At 58.5% G+C, this 20,359-nt stretch carries 21 protein-coding genes, 1 tRNA gene and 2 other RNA genes; 23 read left to right on the forward strand and 1 reads right to left on the reverse strand.

From position 1 onward, the window contains the following. The first annotated feature begins 74 nt into the window (after positions 1 to 74). From ATU_RS05805 to ATU_RS05890, 19 genes are all read left to right on the forward strand, one after another. Positions 75 to 611 carry a ubiquinol-cytochrome C chaperone family protein gene (locus tag ATU_RS05805; protein ID WP_006312818.1) on the forward strand — a complete coding sequence of 179 codons (537 nt, stop codon included), beginning with the start codon at positions 75 to 77 and terminating at the stop codon, positions 609 to 611. Between the two features lie 11 nt (positions 612 to 622). Then, positions 623 to 1,186: a YceD family protein gene (locus tag ATU_RS05810; RefSeq protein ID WP_010971447.1), complete on the forward strand. Its 564-nt coding sequence runs from the start codon at positions 623 to 625 to the stop codon at positions 1,184 to 1,186. 100 nt (positions 1,187 to 1,286) lie between these two features. After that, positions 1,287 to 2,348, forward strand: a complete 1,062-nt coding sequence (plsX, locus tag ATU_RS05815) for a phosphate acyltransferase PlsX (protein WP_006312806.1) — start codon at positions 1,287 to 1,289, stop codon at positions 2,346 to 2,348. 4 nt (positions 2,349 to 2,352) lie between these two features. Further along, complete coding sequence (locus ATU_RS05820; RefSeq protein ID WP_010971448.1) at positions 2,353 to 3,324, forward strand: beta-ketoacyl-ACP synthase III; 972 nt, start codon at positions 2,353 to 2,355, stop codon at positions 3,322 to 3,324. A gap of 241 nt (positions 3,325 to 3,565) precedes the next feature. Next, on the forward strand, positions 3,566 to 3,904 hold the full coding sequence (locus ATU_RS05825) for an integration host factor subunit alpha (protein ID WP_006312805.1): 339 nt from the start codon (positions 3,566 to 3,568) through the stop codon (positions 3,902 to 3,904). 274 nt (positions 3,905 to 4,178) lie between these two features. After that, positions 4,179 to 4,712 carry a MerR family transcriptional regulator gene (locus tag ATU_RS05830; protein ID WP_010971449.1) on the forward strand — a complete coding sequence of 178 codons (534 nt, stop codon included), beginning with the start codon at positions 4,179 to 4,181 and terminating at the stop codon, positions 4,710 to 4,712. A gap of 85 nt (positions 4,713 to 4,797) precedes the next feature. Then, entirely contained in the window at positions 4,798 to 5,526 is a 729-nt protein-coding gene (locus tag ATU_RS05835; RefSeq protein WP_010971450.1) for a thermonuclease family protein, read from the forward strand. Between the two features lie 548 nt (positions 5,527 to 6,074). After that, positions 6,075 to 8,666 (forward strand): DNA-directed RNA polymerase, encoded by a 2,592-nt coding sequence (locus ATU_RS05840; RefSeq protein WP_010971451.1) that lies wholly within the window; start codon positions 6,075 to 6,077, stop codon positions 8,664 to 8,666. Between the two features lie 80 nt (positions 8,667 to 8,746). Further along, positions 8,747 to 8,896, forward strand: a complete 150-nt coding sequence (locus tag ATU_RS05845) for a hypothetical protein (RefSeq protein ID WP_162180300.1) — start codon at positions 8,747 to 8,749, stop codon at positions 8,894 to 8,896. Between the two features lie 909 nt (positions 8,897 to 9,805). Continuing rightward, positions 9,806 to 11,182, forward strand: a complete 1,377-nt coding sequence (locus tag ATU_RS05850) for a phage tail fiber domain-containing protein (RefSeq protein ID WP_010971455.1) — start codon at positions 9,806 to 9,808, stop codon at positions 11,180 to 11,182. Beyond that, positions 11,182 to 11,625: a hypothetical protein gene (locus ATU_RS05855; RefSeq protein WP_035256515.1), complete on the forward strand. Its 444-nt coding sequence runs from the start codon at positions 11,182 to 11,184 to the stop codon at positions 11,623 to 11,625. The genes ATU_RS05850 and ATU_RS05855 overlap by 1 nt, the downstream gene beginning before the upstream one ends. Positions 11,626 to 11,633: 8 nt before the next feature. After that, a complete protein-coding gene (locus ATU_RS05860; RefSeq protein ID WP_010971457.1) occupies positions 11,634 to 11,897 on the forward strand; it encodes a hypothetical protein in 264 nt (87 codons plus the stop codon). After that, entirely contained in the window at positions 11,882 to 12,163 is a 282-nt protein-coding gene (locus ATU_RS05865) for a hypothetical protein (protein ID WP_035256517.1), read from the forward strand. Before ATU_RS05860 ends, ATU_RS05865 begins: the two co-directional genes overlap by 16 nt. 21 nt (positions 12,164 to 12,184) lie before the next feature. Beyond that, an RNA gene (locus ATU_RS05870) (hammerhead ribozyme type II) lies at positions 12,185 to 12,251 on the forward strand. A gap of 250 nt (positions 12,252 to 12,501) precedes the next feature. Beyond that, positions 12,502 to 13,092 carry an antirestriction protein ArdA gene (locus tag ATU_RS05875; RefSeq protein ID WP_010971458.1) on the forward strand — a complete coding sequence of 197 codons (591 nt, stop codon included), beginning with the start codon at positions 12,502 to 12,504 and terminating at the stop codon, positions 13,090 to 13,092. Positions 13,093 to 13,114: 22 nt separating this feature from the next. Beyond that, positions 13,115 to 13,190: hammerhead ribozyme type II (locus tag ATU_RS05880), an RNA gene on the forward strand. Positions 13,191 to 13,202: 12 nt separating this feature from the next. Further along, the gene (locus tag ATU_RS05885) at positions 13,203 to 13,520 is read left to right on the forward strand and encodes a hypothetical protein (RefSeq protein ID WP_010971459.1); all 318 of its coding nucleotides are present in this window, start codon (positions 13,203 to 13,205) and stop codon (positions 13,518 to 13,520) included. Between the two features lie 268 nt (positions 13,521 to 13,788). Next, entirely contained in the window at positions 13,789 to 13,920 is a 132-nt protein-coding gene (locus ATU_RS26890; protein WP_266020336.1) for a hypothetical protein, read from the forward strand. Positions 13,921 to 14,065: 145 nt separating this feature from the next. Further along, complete coding sequence (locus ATU_RS05890; protein WP_010971460.1) at positions 14,066 to 14,533, forward strand: MarR family winged helix-turn-helix transcriptional regulator; 468 nt, start codon at positions 14,066 to 14,068, stop codon at positions 14,531 to 14,533. Positions 14,534 to 14,538: 5 nt separating this feature from the next. Here the strand turns inward: ATU_RS05890 and ATU_RS05895 are convergent. Next, positions 14,539 to 14,622, reverse strand: a tRNA-Leu gene (locus ATU_RS05895). A 54-nt stretch (positions 14,623 to 14,676) separates the two neighbouring features. On the opposite strand from ATU_RS05895, the gene ATU_RS05900 reads away from it, so the two are divergent. The 4 genes from ATU_RS05900 (at position 14,677) to cueR (ending at position 20,304) form a co-directional block, all read left to right on the forward strand. Continuing rightward, positions 14,677 to 15,843: a tyrosine-type recombinase/integrase gene (locus tag ATU_RS05900; RefSeq protein ID WP_010971461.1), complete on the forward strand. Its 1,167-nt coding sequence runs from the start codon at positions 14,677 to 14,679 to the stop codon at positions 15,841 to 15,843. A 433-nt stretch (positions 15,844 to 16,276) separates the two neighbouring features. After that, a complete protein-coding gene (locus ATU_RS05905) occupies positions 16,277 to 18,781 on the forward strand; it encodes a heavy metal translocating P-type ATPase (protein ID WP_035256774.1) in 2,505 nt (834 codons plus the stop codon). A gap of 15 nt (positions 18,782 to 18,796) precedes the next feature. Then, positions 18,797 to 19,804, forward strand: coding sequence for a 2Fe-2S iron-sulfur cluster-binding protein (locus ATU_RS05910; protein WP_010971463.1), 1,008 nt, complete (start codon positions 18,797 to 18,799; stop codon positions 19,802 to 19,804). 11 nt (positions 19,805 to 19,815) lie between these two features. Continuing rightward, positions 19,816 to 20,304 (forward strand): Cu(I)-responsive transcriptional regulator, encoded by a 489-nt coding sequence (gene cueR / locus ATU_RS05915; protein ID WP_010971464.1) that lies wholly within the window; start codon positions 19,816 to 19,818, stop codon positions 20,302 to 20,304. Positions 20,305 to 20,359 lie beyond the last annotated feature (55 nt).

A 20,359-nucleotide genomic window follows, 5' to 3' on the forward strand; every position in this document is an offset into this window, starting at 1 on the left:
CCAGCTTTGACGATCATGCAACAAGTGCGATGGGCGGTAAGCGCATTCACCCGTCCCCTTCGGAAAAAAAAACGATGATATTCGGGCTGTTCAAGAAGAAAAACAACAACCGCGCCATAGTCGACCGGCAATATGCGACCTTGACGGCGGCTGCGCGCACGCCCGCCTTTTATCTCGATCTAGGTGTTCCCGATACCGTCATGGGCCGTTTCGAGATGCTCTCGGTCATCATGATTCTCTATTTCCGCCGCACCAAATCATCAGGTGTCAGCGGGCAGGAGATCGCCCAGGAGATCGTCGATGCCTTTTTCCAGGATATCGATCACTCCATCCGTGAATTGGGGATAGGTGATCAGGGCGTGCCGAAACGCATGAAGAAATTCGCCGGCATGTTCTATGGGCGGCTCGAATCCTATGCGGCGGCACTGGATGCATCCGACTGCGCCGCTCTTGCCGCAGCGCTCCGGCGCAATATATATCCGCAGGTAGACGACGAGGCTCCCGAGATGGAGGGGCTGGCGGGCTGGATGATGGAAACATCCGATGCCCTTGCCGCCCAGTCCGAAGAGACGATAGCAACCGGAAGCCTGACGCTGCCCCTGCCTATATGATGAGGTTCACGATGAACGCGCGACACGCCGCAAATGACGACCTGCCTTTTTCCTATCCCGTCAAGGTAGGCCATATTTCCGCCAATCCGGTCAGGATTGGTCTCGAAGCCAGTGCCGAGGAACTGAAGGCGCTGGCGAAATTCTGGGATGTGGTCTCCGTCGAATATCTGAAGGCGGAGCTGCAGGTCACCCGCTGGAAGAGGGATGGCATCAAGATCAAGGGCGAGGTGCATGCGGCGGTCACTCAATCCTGCGTCGTCACGCTGGAACCGGTGTCCAGCAAGATCGACGAGACGGTCGAGCATATTTTCGTGCCGGAAGGATCGAAGCTGGCGCGGATGGTGACGAATGAAGAAGGCGAGATCGTACTCGACCCTGATGGCCCTGATATTCCCGATCAGTTCACCGGCGACAGCATCGATGTCGGTGCCGTGGTTGCCGAATTTGCGGCCCTTGCCATCGACCCTTATCCGCGCAAGCCGGACGTGGAATTTGCCGGAAAGGCTGAAAAACAGACCGACGATGACAAGCCGCCATCGCCCTTTGCCGTGTTGAAAGATTGGAAAAAAGACTGAATGGCCCAGCCGGGCTGAAATAATTTTATTGTAACAAGAGCCGGAAAAGGTATTTTCGCGCGAAATCCGCTTGATTGGCGGCAAGAAGGATAAGGGACGAGTGATCAGAATTGCAATTGACGTCATGGGTGGCGATTTCGGCCCAGATGTTGCCATACCCGGTGCCGCCAAGGCGCTTGAACGGCACAACGATGTAACTTTTCTGCTCTACGGGCAGAAGAGCAAATGCGACCCCATTCTGGCACAATATCCCGCCCTTCGGGAAAAGTCGGTCTTTCACGATTGTGAAGTCTCGGTCAGCATGGACGAAAAGCCGAGCCAGGCGCTTCGCCGTGGCCGCTATGTCTCCAGCATGTGGCGCGCCATCGAGGCGGTGAAGCTCGGCGAGGCGGATGTTGCGGTTTCCGCCGGCAATACCGGCGCGTTGATGGCCATGGCGAAATTCTGTTTGCGCACCATGGCGCGGGTGGAACGCCCGGCGATTGCCGGCATCTGGCCGACGCTGAAGGGCGAAAGCATCGTGCTGGATGTTGGCGCCACCATCGGCGCCGATTCCCAGCAGCTTCTCGATTTCGCCCTGATGGGCGGCGCCATGGCGCGCGCACTTTTCGATATCGACCGTCCGACCGTCGGCCTGCTCAATGTCGGCGTCGAGGAGGTCAAGGGTCAGGAAGAGGTGCGTGAGGCCGGACGCCTGATCCGCGAGGCCGACCTCGGCACCATCGATTATCGCGGTTTCGTCGAAGGCGACGATATCGGCAAGGGCACAGTGGATGTCGTGGTGACGGAAGGGTTCACCGGCAACATCGCGCTGAAAGCCGCCGAAGGCACGGCGCGCCAGATCACCACGCTTCTGCGTGAGGCGATCTCCCGCAGCTTCTTCGCCAAGATCGGTTATATTCTCGCAAAAAGCGCCTTTGATGTGTTGAGGGAAAAGATGGACCCGCGCAAGGTCAATGGCGGCGTATTTCTCGGCCTGAACGGCATCGTCATCAAGAGTCACGGCGGCACGGATGCCATCGGTTTTGCCTCCGCCGTCGATGTCGGCTACGACATGGTTCATAACGGCCTGACGGCAAAAATTGAAAATGATCTGAAAATTTACCACGCAAGACGGCTTCCGCCCCCGGCGCCCGAAGCTCTCGTGGCTGACGAGGAATAAGGGAATGATCCGCTCTATAGTCCGTGGTTTCGGGGCAGCGCTGCCGAAGCGTGTCATGACCAACAGTGAAATCGAAGGGGTCGTAGAGACCTCCGATGAATGGATCGTGCAGCGCACCGGCATCAGGCAACGCTATATCGCCGGCGAAGGTGAAACCACCGCGTCTCTCGGCGAGGCGGCGGCGCGTGCGGCGCTCGACAATGCCGGTCTGACGCCCGCCGATATCGACCTCATCATTCTGGCCACCTCGACCCCGGACAATACCTTTCCGGCAACAGCGGTGAACATACAGAACCGTCTTGGCATGACCCACGGTTTCGCCTTCGACATGCAGGCCGTCTGCTCCGGTTTCGTTTACGCCGTGGCGACCGCCGATCTCTATATTCGCGGCGGAATGGCCAAGCGCGTGCTGGTGATAGGCGCCGAAACATTCTCGCGCATTCTCGACTGGAAGGACCGCACCACCTGCGTTCTGTTCGGTGATGGCGCTGGCGCACTCGTTATCGAGGCCGGCGAAGGCGAGGGCACTTCCAGCGATCGCGGCATCCTCACCTCGCAGCTGCGCTCCGACGGTTCGCACAAGGACAAGCTCTACGTCGATGGCGGACCTTCCACAACTGGCACGGTCGGCCATCTGCGCATGGAAGGCCGGGAAGTGTTCAAGCATGCTGTCGGCATGATCACCGACGTCATCGAGCAGGCCTTCGAGGCGACGGGCACGACGGCGGACGATCTCGACTGGCTCGTTCCGCATCAGGCCAACAAGCGCATTATCGACGGATCGGCGAAGAAGCTCAATATCGATCCGGAAAAGGTCGTCATCACCGTCGACAAACACGGCAATACCTCGGCCGCATCCATTCCGCTGGCGCTTGCAGTCGCGGCCAGTGACGGCCGTATCAAGAAGGGCGATCTGGTGATGCTGGAGGCCATGGGCGGAGGTTTCACCTGGGGTGCAGTGCTGCTGCGCTGGTAACGGCGTGTTCCCGTCTCTGATGGGGCAGGCGCGAAATCGGTTATGTTTTTCGCGCTCACGCCCCGCTCAGATGGCCCCAAGCGGCACCAGCCTGTGGCAAAACGGTACCGGCTGCTCTAAGCCCTTGCACTGATTGCCGAAAGCCTAAAATGAATCTGGAACAATCCCTTGACCGGTCGCCACAAGGGAAATAATCTCGGCGGCTCCTAGAGAAAAATTCAGACACGGTTTGTGGGGAAAAATGGCCGGGAAGACAGTGACACGCGCAGATCTTGCAGAATCTGTGTTTCGTAAAGTCGGGCTGTCCCGCACCGAATCCGCCGAACTGGTCGAAACGATCATCGACGAGATTTGTAACGCGATCACCCGCGGTGAGGTGGTCAAGCTTTCGTCCTTCGCCACTTTCCAGATCCGGGAAAAGAACGAGCGTATCGGCCGTAACCCGAAGACGGGTGAGGAAGTTCCGATTTCGCCGCGCCGTGTCATGACCTTCAAGGCTTCGAATGTGCTGAAACAGCGCATTCTCAAGGCCCATACGGCCCGCAAGGCCAAGCAGAAGGGCCAGAAGGCCGGGGTATAAGCCGGACTTGAAGCCGCCGCGACACGCGCTTTTTGCCGTATCGCAAGCCTTTTTATCCATTCTTCCTGTGAACATACTTGAATTTCAACGTGCAAGCCGTTGAAATCCGGTCGACTCACATCATAATCAATTTTAGTGATTTGTATCTCGCCGCAATGGCGCCGGCGCGAGGGTCTGATGGACTTGCGCGTGGTATTTGACCGGTGAGTGTAAAGCGTTCTCGTTCAGTGTCCGACCGGATGCATGGCGCCTCAGTTCGGATGGGAGTGGAAATTTGGACAAAAGCCCCGACGCGTTTCGGACGATCAGTGAAGTGGCGGATGAGCTGAACCTGCCGCAGCATGTGCTGCGTTTCTGGGAAACGCGCTTTCCGCAGATCAAGCCGATGAAACGGGGTGGGGGCCGCCGTTATTACCGTCCTGACGATATCGACCTTCTGAAGGGCATCCGTCACCTTCTTTATGACCATGGCTACACCATCAAGGGTGTGCAGAAGCTTCTGAAAACCAATGGCAACCGTTTCGTGGCGGCAATCGCTTCCGGCGATCTGGCAACCATGGAAGCCATCATGGCGGCGAGCGGTGAAAAGGAAGTCGCCGAACCGCGCGTCGTCGATCCGGACGGGGACGAGGTCGTTGGCCGTCCGAAGGCCAGGCCGAGCGGCCGTTTTTTCGGCTTCGGTGGCGGCAACAGCGATGCCGAAATATCGGTCGGCAAGTCTAGCATCGGCAAGGACGACCAGGCGCTGTTGCAGGAAGCGCTGTTCGACCTGCTCGAATGCAAGCGTCTGCTCGATCAGGTCCGCTGAAGGTTTATCCACAGCTGTTTTGAAATGCCAACCTTTCGGAAACTCCTTTGGCCGATAATGCGGCTCCGTTGAAAGGAGTCCGATCGTGAGCAACCGAAAATCGACAGCACGACGCCGCACGGCGAAGAAATCGAGCGGCGGCAGCGTTTGGCCCTGGGTGCTGATGCTGGGCGTCGTTGCCGGCGGCATTCAGGCTTACGAATATCGTGACAGCCTTCTGCCGCAACGGCATGCTGCGAAGGCGACGTCGTCAGCCACAAATTCCCCGAAAGTCGCGACAACCGCCAGGCGTGACACCGTCACCACTGAGAAAGTGGCATCCATTCGTCCCGCATCGCCGGTTCTGCCCGGCAACGGCCCGGTGCCGCCGCGTCCGATCGCCATGCCATCCATCGCACCGCCGAGCCAGGTTGCCGGCATCCTGCCGGAAACGCGTCCCTCGGTCGAAAAAATCTCGCTCGGCGAAAAAAGCGGTGCCTTTGCCTTCTGCGGCCGCTCTGGCCTCAATAATTGTGTGGCCGATGGCAATACTTTCTGGATGAAGGGCGTGAAGATGCAGCTCGCCGGCATCGATGTCCCGCAGATCGACCGGGCGCGCTGCATGGAAGAGCGCCAGCGTGGTTTCATTGCAAAGGTCAGGCTTCGCGACATGTTGAATGCCGGCACCTTCGATGTGGCGTCCTCCGGCGAAGCTGGGGGACAAGCCCTGGAACGCAAACGGCTTTCACGTTCGGGTGTTTCTTTTGCCGATCAGCTCGTGCGGGAGGGGCTCGCGCATCCGGCCTCGGTAAAAAATCAGTCCTGGTGTGGCTGAGGCCCCGTTGACCGAAACCGCCCTGCCTGTGTAGATGAGGCTCCGTCGCGTTTGGGATCGGCCGTCTGGCCGGGCGCCCTGGGGATGACGGCTTTTGCAGTGCCTTGGTCGTAAGGCGCGGTAATGCGGACGTGGCGAAATCGGTAGACGCAGCAGACTTAAAAGATCACCTTTAGTCTAGTCATCCGTGGATAGTTTCAGAATAACGAGGCGTGGAACCTAGCAGTTCTGCGCCTTTTTTACGACTTATATCTATCCACTACTGCATAACATAGTGTTTTTGCATAGTTGGTTCCTCTGCCTGTGGCAGGACTTGTGGCGTAAATGCGGGAATTTGACGTCCTACTGAGCCAGCACCGCAGGCAATTACCCCACACTTAAGGAAAAGACGGCAACGGCATCCCCTTCGTAACGAGAGGGATGATCAGCCGTGCGCCGATTACCCCTCACCATAGGCATCTCACAAAACCCCTCACCATAGGCCCAGTCCCCGGTTCACTTACTTAGGTGTTCCGAGGGCGGGCCTTTTCTTTTGGAAGGCTCTTCCCTTGATCGAACTCGACACCACTAACGAACTTTTTCTCGCCGCCCATGGATGCCTCCCGACCGAGCATGAAGCTTGGGAAAAGCAGATCGCTCTTGAAGAAGAGATGCGTTCGGCAGGCATCGCCCGCTTCGAGAAGGGCTTGGAAAAGAACCGGGAGAAGAACGCCGAGGCGTCCAATCTCTCCTCGCGCCGCATGATCATCCATGCACACGCTCAAGTGATCGCTGGTCTTGAGGCATTTCTAGCCGAGGCAAGCTCAGGCAAGGCAGGGAAGAAGCATACCGCCGTGGCGTATCTCAAAGATGCGGACCTCGACGTGGTTGCCCATCTCACGCTGCGGAACCTCTTCGATTACGTCTCCATGCGCATGAAGCTCACGCCGCTGTCCATCCGGCTCGCTGCGATGGTCGAGGATGAGCTGTTTTTCAATGCGTTCAAGGGTCACGACAAGGACGCCTATGAATACGCAAGGAAGAAGATCAGCGAGCAGACACACAACGCAGTCCACCAGAAGCGCGCCATGACCAAGCATGCCAAGCATAAGGGTGCCGAGTGGCAGGACTGGAGCCAAGACGTGAAAGCCAAGGTCGGCTTGAAGCTGATCGAGATCGCCGTGGAACAGACCGGCCTCTTTGAGATCGTCCGTCAATCGGAAGGCGCTCACAACACCAACATTTACGTGGTCGCTACCAAGGAAACGTTGGATTGGCTGGCCACGGAGAACTCCCGCCTTGCACCGTTATCTCCGGTTTATCTTCCGACCCTAGTTCCACCGCGTCCGTGGACCTCTCCATTCCGAGGCGGCTACTGGTCGGGCAGGGTTCGCAACCTCAGGCTCATCAAGACCGGCAACCGTCAGTATCTGATGGACCTTGAGAGCGTGGATATGCCGAAGGTCTACCACTCGATCAACGCGATGCAGAACACGGCTTGGTCAATCAATCACCGCGTCTATGAGGTGATGGCTTCGCTTTGGGATAATCAATCCACCCTCGCATGCATACCCCAGGCTGATGATATGCCGCTCCCGGAGAAACCCATGTGGCTCGCCCCGGAAATGAAAAGGGAAGACATGTCGCCGGAGCAGCTCGAAGAGTTCTCGCGTTGGAAGTCCGAGCGGACCACCATCTACGAGGCGAACGCCCGTGCCGTCTCCAAGCGTCTGGCTTTCTCCCGCATGCTGGGCGTTGCCACTCGGTTCAAGGATGAGGAGGAGTTCTACTTCCCGCATCAGATGGACTTCCGTGGTCGCGTCTACGCTGTCCCGCTCTTCCTTAATCCCCAGGGCGACGATGCGTCCCATGGTCTCCTCCAGTTCGCAAACTCGGTCCCGATCACGAACGAGGAGGGAGCTGACTGGCTGGCCATTCACGGCGCTGGTCTTTGGGGCGTGGACAAATGCTCGATGAATGAGCGTGTCGAGTGGGTCATGGCGAACCAGAGGGAAATCCTCGCGTCCGCTGAGAACCCCTACGACAACCGCTTCTGGTTGACCGCAGAGAAACCATGGCAGGCGCTTGCGTTCTGCTTCGAGTGGCAGGGCTACGTTGCCGAGGGCTTCGCCTTTCATTCGCACCTGCCGGTACAGATGGACGGCACATGCAACGGCCTCCAAAACTTCTCGGCCATGCTCCTAGACGAGATCGGCGGGGCAGCAGTCAACCTCGTCCCCAGCGACAAGCCCAACGATATCTATGCCACGGTCGCTTCGGTCCTCATCGCGAAGCTCCGTGATATCGCTGCGGCATGCCCGGAAGACACGACCACCAAGGAAGTAAAGGACAAGGAGACGAAGGAGAACAAGACCATCGTTGTTGAAAGCGATGGCTCGATGGCTCGGAAGTGGCTGGCCTATGGCATCACCCGCAAGGTGACCAAGCGCCCAGTCATGACGCTCGCCTATGGTGCATCTGAGTTCGGCTTCCGGGAACAGGTGTTCACCGATACGGTCACCCCCTGGAAACAGGCAGCGGGCGAGGCGTTCCCCTTCGAGGGCACCGGCTTCGCTGCGGCTTCCTTCCTCGGTCTCCTCATTTGGGATTGCGTGGGTGAAGTCGTGGTCGCGGCTGCTGGTGCCATGGACTGGCTCCAGAAGGTGGCCAAGATCGCGGCGAAGGAAAGCTTGCCCGTCATCTGGAATACCCCGGCTGGCCTCAAGGTCATGCAGGAATACACCACGAGCGAACAGAAGCGGCTTGAGCTGACGTTCCAGAAGGTGCGCCTCCAGCTCTCCATCGACGTTGCATCTAAGAAGATCGACAAGCGCAAGCAAGGAAGCGGCATCTCGCCCAACTGGGTCCACTCAATGGACGCGGCGCATATGCAGCTCACCGTTTCCCGATGCCACGACGAAGGTATCCGTTCGTTCTCGCTCATCCATGACAGCTACGGAACCCACGCGGGTAACGCCTGGGCGATGGCTCAATTCCTCCGGGAAGAGTTCGTCAAAATGTACGGTGACCACGATGTCCTTGCTGAGTTTGGCCGAGAGATTACGGCCATGCTCCCCGAAGGAACCCAGCTTCCTCCGCTCCCTGAAAAAGGCTCCCTGGATTTGTCTCAAGTCCTTGAGAGCGCTTTCTTTTTCGCCTGATCAATCCACTAGTGGAAACATTTGCGACGGTGATTGCCCCTCACCATAGCAATCCTCACAAATCGACAAGGATTTTCCCCATGACCACCAACGTCAATGAAATGCAGTCCACCCTCGGCAAGGCAATCGTGCTCTGGAAGTCTGGCCGTAATGTCAGCTTCGCAATGGCCACGGAACTCCGTGAGCAGGGCTACGATGTTGCCGCGCTGGCCAAGGCTCATCGAGCATGAGCCGCGTCTACAATCCTTGTGTGGACTGCCGGTTCGCTAAAGCCGAGTACGGGTTCGTATGCACTCACCATCAGGTCGAGAAGGCAGACCCCGTTCTCGGTGCCACGTATCCCGACTGCCGGGATGCCAGGGAGATAGTCGGGAAATGCGGACCACACGGCGAGTATTTCCAGAAGCGACCACCCAAGCGTTCACTCCTCCAGAAGATCGCGGGGGCGTTCAAAAGTGACGCCTCCTGAGATCACGCTGAACACAGTCTCCTCATGGTGCCGCACCTTATCCCTCCATCGGGAAGAGCTGGCGAGTAAGCCCGGTCACCAAGCAGCACTCAACATCCAAAACGCACAGCGCATGTTGAACCAGACAGTCGCCCAGGTTCGGGCTGGCTTTCGTCTGGTCAAGCGCACCTGACAAATAGGAAATGCGAATGACGAACCTAACGCCCGCAATATACGGCGCAGCCCCGAAAGACTTGGGCGAAATGAAGCTCGACACTTCCGAGATGATGTTCTGGATCTACCTGCCAATCAAGATGCCCGGAACATATTCCGAGCAGTTGCCCAACCTTGGCCGGTACTCGGACGGTCACGCCCATTGCTACGGCTGCGGCTACCGAGCTGGGGTCGGATGCAATCTTCGGAAACCCATCGGCCGATTTGGCATCCAGCGGTATCAAGGCTCTCAGCGTCTTCGGTCAGCAAGCGCACGGCAAGCGGTTCTCGCAGGCAGATGCCAGAAACCTTGCCCGCATCCTTCCGTTCCAGAACCTCAATGGAATTTCGCAGCTCCTCTCAACGATGATCAGTCCGCTCCCGGAGTGGTCACCGAAGAAATAACTGCACCCGATCAAACCTTTCGGCCCTCGTCACATAACAGTGGCGGGGGCTTTCTTCGTTTTTGGAGAATGCAATGCCTCTCTCATATGCCCACTCCTCGGGTGATGGCAGCAACCGCCTCTTCGATGTTCCTTGCGAATATCTCTCGAAAGCGCACGTTACGGTGCGGGTCGATGGCGTCCTTGTGCCGTTCTCGTGGATCGATACCTACCGCCTCCAGACGACCACGGCTCCTCCCTCGGGTTCCGTTGTGGAGGTACGAAGGGTGACGCCAAGGGTGGACCGTCTCGTTACGTTCACCGATGGCTCCACTCTGGTCCAGTCGGACCTCAACACCTCGACCCTCCAGTCGTTCTTTCTTGCTCAGGAAGCGTTCGATCAAGGCGCGGCATCCATGGCTGTCACTGAGGACGGACAGTTCTCGGCGCTCAACCGCCGCATTACAAGCCTTGCAAACCCTGTCAGTGCCCAAGACGCCGTGACAAAGCTTTGGGCTGAGACTGCTATGTCCTCCCAACTGGTCCTCGCAACGCAAAAGGCTCTCGATGCTGCGACCTCGGCTGCACAGTCGGAAGCTTCTGCGGCCTTTTCAGACAGTCGTGCCGCCGCCGCCCTGGCATCCAAGAATGCCGCTGCTGGTTCGGCCACCGCTGCCGCTCAGTCGGAAGCCAATGCCCTCGCAAACAAGAACCAGACGCAGCTTGATCGTGCCGCTACGGCTGCCGATAGGGTGCAGACTGGCTTGGACCGGGAAGCTTCCGCTGCGTCCGCTGCTGCCGCCAAGAAGTCGGCGGAAGATGCTGCCTTGTTCGACCCGTCGAGCTACTACACAAAGTCTCAAGCTGATGCGAGATATCCCGCGAAGGCTGATGCTGCGACCAAGGCTCAGCTGGACGCTCTCGCGGCAATTGTTGATGACCCGTGGGCGACACAGCCGCTAGGTGTCCCTATCCCCGCAAGCATGGGCATTGCCGGGACCGCGTATCCGCCGACCAACAACCCGCGCTATCGCTACATCATCCTTACTGCGGGGCAGACAGGCTCGGGCGGATACAACAACGGCGTACTCACTTCGGAGGCAGTTACGGGAAGTTGGCCCGCAATCAGCGCTGCCGCCATCATCAACTTGGCCGGTTCTCCATTCAATGGCAGGCAGGTTCAATTGATCAACACGTCCCGCGCATTCTTGCGTCCGGGCAACGGCGGCGCTCATCAATACTTCGCAGTGCAGTCACACAACCACGGCGTCAACGACCCAGGACACGCCCACGGTGGTGTTCAGAACGGCACGGCCTCTACGGGCCGGTCAACCTCAGTCGATCAGCCTCCCGCCGTCTTTTCTTTCGGTAATACGTGGGGGGCAACCACGGGCATCTCGATCCAATACGCAGGTGATGAAGAAACTCGCCCGCGCAACTTTGGTGTCGATTACGTAATGAGGATTAAATAATGCCATACGCATTCGAAGGCGGTGTTGCGACCGACCCCCAAGTCGGTGCCGTCGAAATTACTTGGGAGCAGTATCAGAACGCTATTGCTGGTTTCACGGCTGGTAAAGCTGTGACCATCAAAGGCGGGTTCCACTTAGTTGATGCACCCCCCATGGAAAGCCCCGGTGATGAACCTTCGGTAGACATGGGCCTCCCGAACATTTCTGGTAGGCAGTTATGGCTTGCTGCTCTCAGCATCGGCGTGAGAAAAGACGCCGTGCTGTCTTCCCTCAATGATATCGAGGATGAAGAGCAAGCTGAAATCCTCCGCATTGAACTCACCGAGCCACCGTTGAACGGCTACGAGCGACTTAGCCCCGCAGTGGAAACCTTCCGGGTGATGCAGGGTATTCCGATGGAGCAGTTCAATGACCTTTGGCTATGGGCCTCTCAGATCAAATAGCAGGACCAATGGACGACACTCAGAACTTCTATCTGATGTTCGGACGGCTGGAGGGCAAGGTAGACACTTTGCTCTCCCAGCAGGGCGGCATCAACAAGCGCATTGATGATCACGACACACTCATTGACGATCACGACACGCGCATCACGCAACTCGAAAACCAAAGAGAACGACAAGTCGGCATCCTGTCCTCCATCCGGTGGGGCTGGGTTCTGTTGGCCGCAGCTATCGGCACGTTCTCGGAGGAAATCAAAGCATGGATACTGCGATGACCAATCTCAGCGAAATCATGAAGAACCTTCACGAGGCCCTGGCCCAGGAGCTTCTCGACCGGGTTCCCGCGAGTGCCTGTAGGGGGCTGATGGACGTTCCAGACTTTGAGGCAGTCACTCAACACATTCCGGCGAGATACTGGCCAGCGGTTCAACGGTCTGGCTGGTGGGGAGATAAACATTTCCCGAAGCTGGCCTTACGGCTGGACATGGTGGACTTGAAGGGGAGGGCCATGGGGTCACTATTCGCCACTCCTATGTCCTGATCTAACCACCATCGCATAACTAAGCGAAACCGGGGGGCGTCCTCGGTCGTCCTAGGGTCGCGCCTAGGGCCTGATGAGCTAGCGGAATAGGTAAGGCGGGTGGCCCCGCTGATCTAGCCGGAAGGGGCGACGATACAGCCCCACAATGCAGGAGGGATTAGCCATGATCACATGGGCAATCACTCTTCGCTGGAGAACGAAAAAGGCCAAGGTCTCGATCACCTTGGCCCTATTCATAACCCTATAGCGAAGGGACTTCACAGTCGAAAGGCTGTGAAGCTCCTGCATCTTATTCAAACCCTCACATGCCCGCAAGGGCGATAGCGAAGGAGTGAGAGATGCGTTTCTATGCCGCTTGTCTGGCGAGTTATAACAATGGCGTTCTGCATGGTCGGTGGATCGATGCGAGTTCTGACACTGACGAGATGCAGGAAGAGGTTTCCGCCATGCTGCGCGCAAGCCGGTTTCCCAACGTCATGGTGAAATGCCCCAACTGTGAAGGCCGCTTGGAGCTTTGCACGGTCTGCGATGGCGGTTCTCGTGAAGTTCCCAGCGCCGAAGAATGGGCCATTCATGATTATGATGGTCTTCCGTCCTCTCTCGGTGAATATCCCGGCCTTGATAAAATCGCCGCGTTTGTCGAGCTTTGCGAAGAGCACGACATGACCGGCGAAGACATGGCCGCTATCGTCTCGCATTTCGGCTCGGTTGAGTACGCTAAGGAAGAGCTGGGAAACAACTTCGTTGGCGTCCACGAGAGCTTCCGCGCTTACGCCGAGGAACTGGCGGACGAGATGCTGAGCGCCCACGATATCAAGGCCGATCACCCGCTTTCGCAGTATTTCGACTACGAGGCATACGCCCGCGACCTCAGGCATTCTGCAAGCGCTGTTGAGCTTGACGAGGGCGTGGCGGTTTTCTGTGTCTAGATCAATCCACATGTGGAAAGTAATGCGAAACCGGGTGTCGCTTCGGCTGGCCTCCGGTCGTCCTAGGGTCGCGCCTAGGGCCTGATGAGCAGCGCACGAAAGGAAATCCAATGTCACCCACTATTGAGTTTCGCGGCACCTATGGGACGTTCAAGGTGGACGCGCTCTCGGGCCTCGTGGTCGAACAGTCGCCAGACTGGGACGAGATCAACGCGGAAGGCGGTCCCGGCTACACGGACATCATCAAGGTCGATCTGGCCGAGCGCCGCGCATGGTACGCCGCAAGGGGTGTCCAACTCCCCGAAATCCAGCCGGACGGTGACATTCTGGATGTCGCGTTTTGGGACCAAGACTTGACCTATTGCAGCGCCGAGGACGATTGGCGGGAAGAGATCATGTTGGCCCGGTATGGGGCAGACGCAGCATGACATTCGACGCCAGCCTCTTCCTGCTTTTCATGGGCTGGAGCGCGCTGACCCTCGGGTGCGCCGTCTGGTTCTCCAAACAATCCAACTGATACCGAAACCGGCTCCCTAGGGTCGGTCGTGGGGCTTGGCATGCCCCGCCTGATGATGGTTGCCATTCCCGGAGATCAACATTGACCCAAACACCATTTCTCGCTTGGTGGCGCTCAACATGCCCCATGTCGCCCCTTGGTGATGCTCATGCAGCCTACCGGCTTGCCCGAGGTGGCGCATGAACGACATCACGGCATCGGGGCGTTTCCGCAAGTGGCGCGTTCGTCGCCGCAAGCGGTTCACGCTGGTCTATTTCATCGACTGCATGACCGGCCAACTGGTCGGCTTTCACGCTCCGGCGCATAATTGATGATCGGGCTGGCCTAATGCCCGATCTGGAGTTGGTTCTATAAAAAAGTCGGTAGCACGGGAAAAAAGGGCTGGACAACACGGCCTCTCGGCGGTCTATCCATGAGCGGGTAGATTTTCACCGGCGACATGACAGGAGAGGCCCCGTGACGACCACTACTGAAACGACCAAGCGCGATGCAGCTTTCACAGTGTCTCGCGTCATCAATATGCTCCGAACCCTAAGCCCTGATATGCCGATGCAGCAAGCGGACGTTCTGTTTCAGGTCGTTCTCTATCCGGGCCTCACCATGGCCGATATCTGCAAGAGAACCGGACTGTCTCAATCCTCGGTCTCGCGCAACGTCTCTGCCATGTCAAAATTCCATCGCCTCGGGAAGCCGGGGCTGGACCTTGTGGAAGCTGTCATCGACCCTCGGGAACCCCGGCGTCGTCTGATATTCCTCACAACTCACGGCAAGGCATTCATCACGAAATTGCTCCGCAACGTCGATGCAGAATATTCGGTCGATAAGGAAACGGATGCTCGCCTTGAGATCGAGCGTATGCACGAAGAGGCAATGGCCAAGGAAGAAACCAGCTCGACCCGTGGACGCGCAAAGCGGCCTCAGTAAGTAGCTGGTGCCCGCAGCCGGACTTGAACCGGCAAGCCAGAGGCGGCGCATTTTAAGTGCGATGTGTTTACCAATTTCACCATGCGGGCGGCTGCTTCTCGGTATGCCGGATGCATTCCCATGTCAACTTGAAGGAGAGCTAAATGGCGAAGAAACGTGGTTCCTCTTGGGAAGGAACCGTAACTCATAAAGGCGCTCGGCACCGCCGCAGCTTCGCAACAGAAAGCGAAGCAGAACTTTGGGAACTCGACAGTAAGGCGAAGCTCATCAGGGGCGAACCGATCGACATGGGTGAGAAGGCCGCGAAGCGTAGGGGAGACCTCCCGTACACGCTCGGGGAGCTGGTCCAGCACGTTTATGAGACCCACTGGGCACCAATGCCCTCGGGTGCAAAGCAGCTCATCAACGCGAACCTTATCGTTGCTGAGATCGGCGCAAATCTCCCAGTCGCAAAACTGGGGAAAGCTGACGTTGACCGCGCTCGTTCAAAGCTGCTGGCGGCTGGCAACGCTCCGGGGACAGTGAACCGGAAGGTCGCGGCTCTTTCCAAATGCCTCTCAGAAGCCGAGGACTTGGGCATCATCGAGCGAAAGCCGAAGTGCAACAAGTACAAGGAGAGCGAACACCGGGTTCGTCGCTTCACACCGGACGAGGAGAAGAAGACGCTCGCGTTCTTTGATCGCATCGGGCACCAAGACATGGCCGATTACACCGTCCTATCTCTGGACACCGGCATGCGCCAAAGCGAAGTCTTATCTCTCCATTTCGAGGACATCCAGAATGGCCGTGTGACCGTTTGGGGTGTGGGCGCAACCGGGCAGCGTACCAAGTCCGGCAAGAGCCGCACCGTGCCTCTGACAGCTCGTGCCCAGGCGGTCTTTGATCGTCGCCGCGAATACACCGAGGGCAAGGCGGTGTTTCCGAGCCTCTCCAAAAACTCGGTCGCGCATTACTGGGGTCGTCTCTCGGAGGCGCTCAATCTGGAAAGCGACAAGCAATTCGTGCCGCATATCCTTCGTCATGAGTTCTGCTCAAGACTTGCTTCTAACGGTGAGAACGCTGCTGCCATCCAGAAGCTCGCAGGCCATGCAACACTGCTGGTCACCCAGCGCTATGTGCACCTCTTCGGTGATGAGCTGGATGATGTCATTGGTCGCATGGAAAAGAAGGAAACTCTCGCCGGTAACCGTGCCACAACGGTCATCGTAGACGAGATTGAGACGGACACCCAAGCGCTCGCCCAGCTACTCTCGCAGTTGCCACAAGATCAGCTCAAGGCGATCTTTAAGACTGTGATTTCAGCGTCTTAAGCCGCACACTGGAAATAATCTTCGTGTGCGTCTTGTGGCTGATGTCGTGGCCACGCCCTACCTCTCACGACAAGTATAGGCTTCGGGCGTAGCTAAAACCGGAGCGTTATCAACGGCTTGATCAGACAGTATCGTCACCCAAGGGGACTTAAAATCTGCCGACCATTGGTCTTGCGGGTTCAAGTCCCGCCGTCCGCACCACCTTCATCCACAACAGAGTGCGCCCGTTCAACGCAGATGCGGCGAGGACAGATCGCCAGGGCGTGATTGCTATTCGGCTTCAGTTGCCTTCACTCCCAATGCAGCGCCCAAAAAATAAGCCTGCTCAATCAAGCGGCACATTTCTTCGAAAATCACCCAAAAGAACCTCTTGACCTTGCCACGATGGGAAGCCCTATCTTTTTTTTAACACAAGAAAAGAGGGGTCATGCGCATGTCACAAATGGAGATCCGGGCCAGTCATCAGATTGCGATCGACGGCATGACCTGCGCCTCCTGTGTGGGTCGTGTGGAGAAGGCGATCGCCAGGGTGCCGGGCGTTTTGAAGGCCTCGGTCAATCTTGCGACGGAGCGTGCCGATATCTCCTTTTCCGGACCACCTGATGTGCCCGCCGTGATTGCCGCTGTACGGCATGCGGGTTATGGCGTCGAAGAAAAAACCGTCGAACTCGATATTGAAGGCATGACCTGCGCCTCCTGCGTCGGACGTGTCGAAAAGGCGCTGAAGGCTGTTTCCGGCGTTTCCGATGCAAGCGTCAATCTTGCGACCGAGCGCGCCGCCATTCGTGTGGCGGGCAATGCCGCTTCCGCCGCCACTCTGGCGGAGGCGATCAAGCGGGCGGGCTATCAGGCGAAAGAGATCGTCGCCGACAAAGCCGGCGATGCGGAACAGGACAGGCGCGCAGCGGACATGCGCAGTCTGAAAATCAGCCTTGCCGTCGCCGTTGTCCTGACATTGCCGGTCTTCGTGCTGGAAATGGGTTCGCACCTGGTGCCTGCCATCCATGATTTCGTCATGGAAACGGTCGGCATGCGGAAAAGCTGGTATCTGCAATTCGTACTGACCACGCTGGTCCTATTCGGGCCCGGCCTGCGCTTCTTCAAGAAGGGCATACCCGCCCTTATGAGGCTCGCGCCGGACATGAATTCGCTTGTGGTGCTGGGCACTGCCGCCGCCTGGGGATTTTCGGTGGTCGCGACCTTCCTGCCCGAAATCCTGCCGCGCGGCACGGCCAATGTCTATTATGAGGCCGCGGCGGTCATCGTCACGCTGATCCTGCTCGGCCGTTTCCTTGAAGCGCGCGCCAAAGGCCGCACCAGCGAGGCGATAAAGCGGCTCGTCGGTCTTCAGGCCAAGTCGGCCCGCGTGCTGCGCGACGGCGAAACCATCGATGTGCCTCTTCAGGACGTGCGAACGGGCGATGTGATCGTCGTTCGCCCCGGCGAGAAAGTGCCGGTCGACGGTCTGGTTCTCAACGGATCTTCTTATGTCGATGAATCGATGATCACGGGTGAGCCGGTTCCGGTTACCAAGACCGAGGGTTCCGAGGTCGTCGGTGGCACGGTTAACCGCAATGGCTCCTTCACCTTCCGCGCCACCAAGGTCGGCAGCGATACGCTGATCGCGCAGATCATCCGCATGGTAGAAGAAGCGCAGGCCGACAAGCTGCCCATTCAGGCGCTGGTGGACAAGGTGACCAACTGGTTCGTGCCAGCCGTGATGCTGGCGGCACTTGTCACCTTCGCCGTCTGGTTCGTCTTTGGACCCGATCCGGCCTTGACCTTCGCGCTCGTCAACGCGGTTGCGGTTCTCATCATCGCCTGTCCCTGCGCCATGGGCCTTGCCACGCCGACGTCGATCATGGTCGGCACCGGTCGCGCCGCCGAAATGGGCGTGCTGTTCCGGCGCGGCGATGCGCTCCAGACGCTGCGTGACGCCGATGTCATCGCGGTCGACAAGACCGGCACGCTGACACTCGGCAAGCCGAAACTGGTGCATTTTAATACGACCCAGGGTTTCGATGCGGATGAGGTGCTGCGGCTCGTCGCCTCGCTTGAGAACCGGTCTGAACATCCGATTGCCGAGGCGATCGTCGAGGCTGCAAAACATGGTGGCCTGACGCTTGCCGAAGCTGAAGCTTTCGAGGCGACCCCCGGCTTCGGTGTCGCGGCGACGGTCGATGGTCGCAGGGTAGAGGCGGGTGCTGACCGGTTCATGGTGAAACTCGGTTATGATGTCGGGGCCTTTGCCACGGATGCCGAGCGGATGGGCAGGGAAGGGCAGTCGCCGCTTTATGCCGCCGTCGATGGCCGGCTGGCCGCGATCATCGCCGTTGCCGATCCCATCAAGCAGACGACACCCGAGGCGATTGCGGCGCTGCATGCGCTGGGCCTCAAGGTCACGATGATCACGGGTGACAATCGCCGCACGGCGGAAGCCATTGCCCGTCGCCTCGGCATTGACGAGGTGGTGGCCGAAGTGTTGCCCGACGGCAAGGTTGAGGCGGTCAAGAGGCTAGCCGCCGGCGGGCGACGGGTCGCCTTTGTCGGGGACGGCATCAATGATGCGCCGGCGCTTGCCGCAGCCGATGTCGGGCTTGCCATCGGCACGGGCACGGATGTCGCGATTGAAAGTGCCGACGTGGTGCTGATGTCCGGCGATCTGCGCGGTGTTGCCAACGCGATTGCTCTCTCCAAGGCGACGATCCGCAATATCCGCCAGAATCTCTTCTGGGCCTTCGCTTACAATGCCGCGCTTGTTCCCGTGGCGGCCGGCATATTGTATCCTGTCAACGGCGTTCTGCTGTCGCCAGTCCTTGCTGCCGGAGCCATGGCGCTTTCCAGCGTCTTCGTATTGACGAATGCGCTGCGTCTTAAAAGCTTCCGTGCACCGCTGGTGGACAGATCGTCCGACCTGCAGCTCGCAGCGGCGGAATAGGAGGCGGATGTGGTGATGCCTGGCAACACAATCTATCTGCCACAGATCGGCCGCAGCATCATGGCGGCTGAGGGTGAGACCGTGCTTCAGGCCGCGCTCGCCGCCGGCATTGCCTATCCGCGTGGCTGTCGCATGGGTCGCTGCGGCGCCTGCAAATCGCACCTCATCTCCGGTGAGATCGATCTTCTCAAGCATACACCGTTCTCATTGACCGAAGAGGAAAAGGCAGAAGGCCTCACTCTTGCCTGCCGCGCCGTGCCCGCGAGCGACGTGACGATCGGCTGGCTCGACGGCGAGGATGAATTTGCCGATATCCCGACCGGCCGTTTCGAGGGTGTGGTTGAGGAAGCGGTGGATGCGACCCATGATATCAAGCTCATCCGCATCAGGCTCGAGGATCGCGCGCAGTTCACCTTCAAACCCGGGCAATATGTGCGCCTGCTTTATCCGGACTCTTCGCCGCGCGATTATTCGATCGCGAGCAGGGTGGACGAGGAGCTGATTGAATTTCACATCCGGCATGTTCCCGGCGGTATGACGAGCGGCCGCATCTTCTCGCTCGCCAGGGCGGGTGATCCCGTCACGATCGTGGGGCCTTTTGGCTCCTCCTTCCTGCGGGAAAAACATTGCGGACCGATCCTCGGTATTGCCGGCGGCTCGGGGCTTGCCCCCGTAAAGGCCGTGGTCGAAGCGGCGCTCGCAACCGGCCGTGAACGCCCGGTTCACGTCTATTTCGGCGCCCGCGCCGAGCGCGACCTTTATATGCTCGACCGTTTTCAGGACCTCACCACCCGGCACGGCAATCTGAGCTTCGTTCCGGTTCTCTCGAATGAGGACCATGCCAATATCCGTCGCGGTTATGTCGGCGCCGCGGTGGCGGATGATTTCGACGATCTCGATGGCTGGAAAGCCTATATTGCCGGCCCGCCGGCCATGATCGAGGCAACGGTGCCGCAGCTGCTGGCGCGCGGCATGCGGACGGCCGACATTCATGCGGATGTATTTTTCACCCCGGAAAGATAGGAGCAGGATCGATGAACATTGGCACAGCCGCCACCGCCTCCGGTGTTTCTGCAAAGATGATTAGGCATTACGAGATGATCGGCCTGATCAAATCGGCAAATCGCACGGATTCCGGCTACAGGGTCTATACGGCCAATGATCTGGAAACGCTGCGCTTTATCCGGCGCGGACGCGATCTCGGTTTTTCCATCGAAAAGATCAGGCAACTCATGACCCTCTGGCGCGATCCGGGCGGCGCCTCCTGCGATGTCAAACGCATCGTCATGGAACATGTCATCGACCTGGAAGCGAAGATGGATACGCTGCGGGAAATGGCCGATACGCTCCGGAACCTCGCGACCTATTGCCCTGACAATGGTGAGCCGGAGTGCCCGATCATTCATGACCTCGCCCATGCGGAAGACCTCGAATTTTCGGCGGTTGCCGTCGTGCCCAAACGCACCGGCATGCTGAAGGGGACATCAGGCCCGGCGATGGATTTACAGCGCCAGGCGAAATAAGCCGCCGGTTCCCTTTTGGGGAGCGGGCACCGAATGCAGTGTAAACTGCCAATCT

Origin of the sequence: Agrobacterium fabrum str. C58, assembly GCF_000092025.1 — a bacterium.
Taxonomy (GTDB): Bacteria; Pseudomonadota; Alphaproteobacteria; order Rhizobiales; family Rhizobiaceae; genus Agrobacterium; species Agrobacterium fabrum.

Excerpts from the sequence above, each read along its gene's own strand:
- ATU_RS05865 (WP_035256517.1), top strand. The coding sequence starts at position 11,882 with ATGGATACTGCGATGACCAATCTCAGCGAAATCATGAAGAACCTTCAC.
- ATU_RS05910 (WP_010971463.1), top strand. The coding sequence starts at position 18,797 with ATGCCTGGCAACACAATCTATCTGCCACAGATCGGCCGCAGCATCATG.
- ATU_RS05820 (WP_010971448.1), top strand. The coding sequence starts at position 2,353 with ATGATCCGCTCTATAGTCCGTGGTTTCGGGGCAGCGCTGCCGAAGCGT.
- ATU_RS05805 (WP_006312818.1), top strand. The coding sequence starts at position 75 with ATGATATTCGGGCTGTTCAAGAAGAAAAACAACAACCGCGCCATAGTC.
- ATU_RS05825 (WP_006312805.1), top strand. The coding sequence starts at position 3,566 with ATGGCCGGGAAGACAGTGACACGCGCAGATCTTGCAGAATCTGTGTTT.
- ATU_RS05860 (WP_010971457.1), top strand. The coding sequence starts at position 11,634 with ATGGACGACACTCAGAACTTCTATCTGATGTTCGGACGGCTGGAGGGC.
- ATU_RS05885 (WP_010971459.1), top strand. The coding sequence starts at position 13,203 with ATGTCACCCACTATTGAGTTTCGCGGCACCTATGGGACGTTCAAGGTG.
- ATU_RS05905 (WP_035256774.1), top strand. The coding sequence starts at position 16,277 with ATGTCACAAATGGAGATCCGGGCCAGTCATCAGATTGCGATCGACGGC.
- ATU_RS26890 (WP_266020336.1), top strand. The coding sequence starts at position 13,789 with ATGAACGACATCACGGCATCGGGGCGTTTCCGCAAGTGGCGCGTTCGT.
- ATU_RS05855 (WP_035256515.1), top strand. The coding sequence starts at position 11,182 with ATGCCATACGCATTCGAAGGCGGTGTTGCGACCGACCCCCAAGTCGGT.
- cueR (WP_010971464.1), top strand. The coding sequence starts at position 19,816 with ATGAACATTGGCACAGCCGCCACCGCCTCCGGTGTTTCTGCAAAGATG.
- ATU_RS05900 (WP_010971461.1), top strand. The coding sequence starts at position 14,677 with ATGGCGAAGAAACGTGGTTCCTCTTGGGAAGGAACCGTAACTCATAAA.
- ATU_RS05810 (WP_010971447.1), top strand. The coding sequence starts at position 623 with ATGAACGCGCGACACGCCGCAAATGACGACCTGCCTTTTTCCTATCCC.
- ATU_RS05845 (WP_162180300.1), top strand. The coding sequence starts at position 8,747 with ATGACCACCAACGTCAATGAAATGCAGTCCACCCTCGGCAAGGCAATC.
- ATU_RS05850 (WP_010971455.1), top strand. The coding sequence starts at position 9,806 with ATGCCTCTCTCATATGCCCACTCCTCGGGTGATGGCAGCAACCGCCTC.
- ATU_RS05875 (WP_010971458.1), top strand. The coding sequence starts at position 12,502 with ATGCGTTTCTATGCCGCTTGTCTGGCGAGTTATAACAATGGCGTTCTG.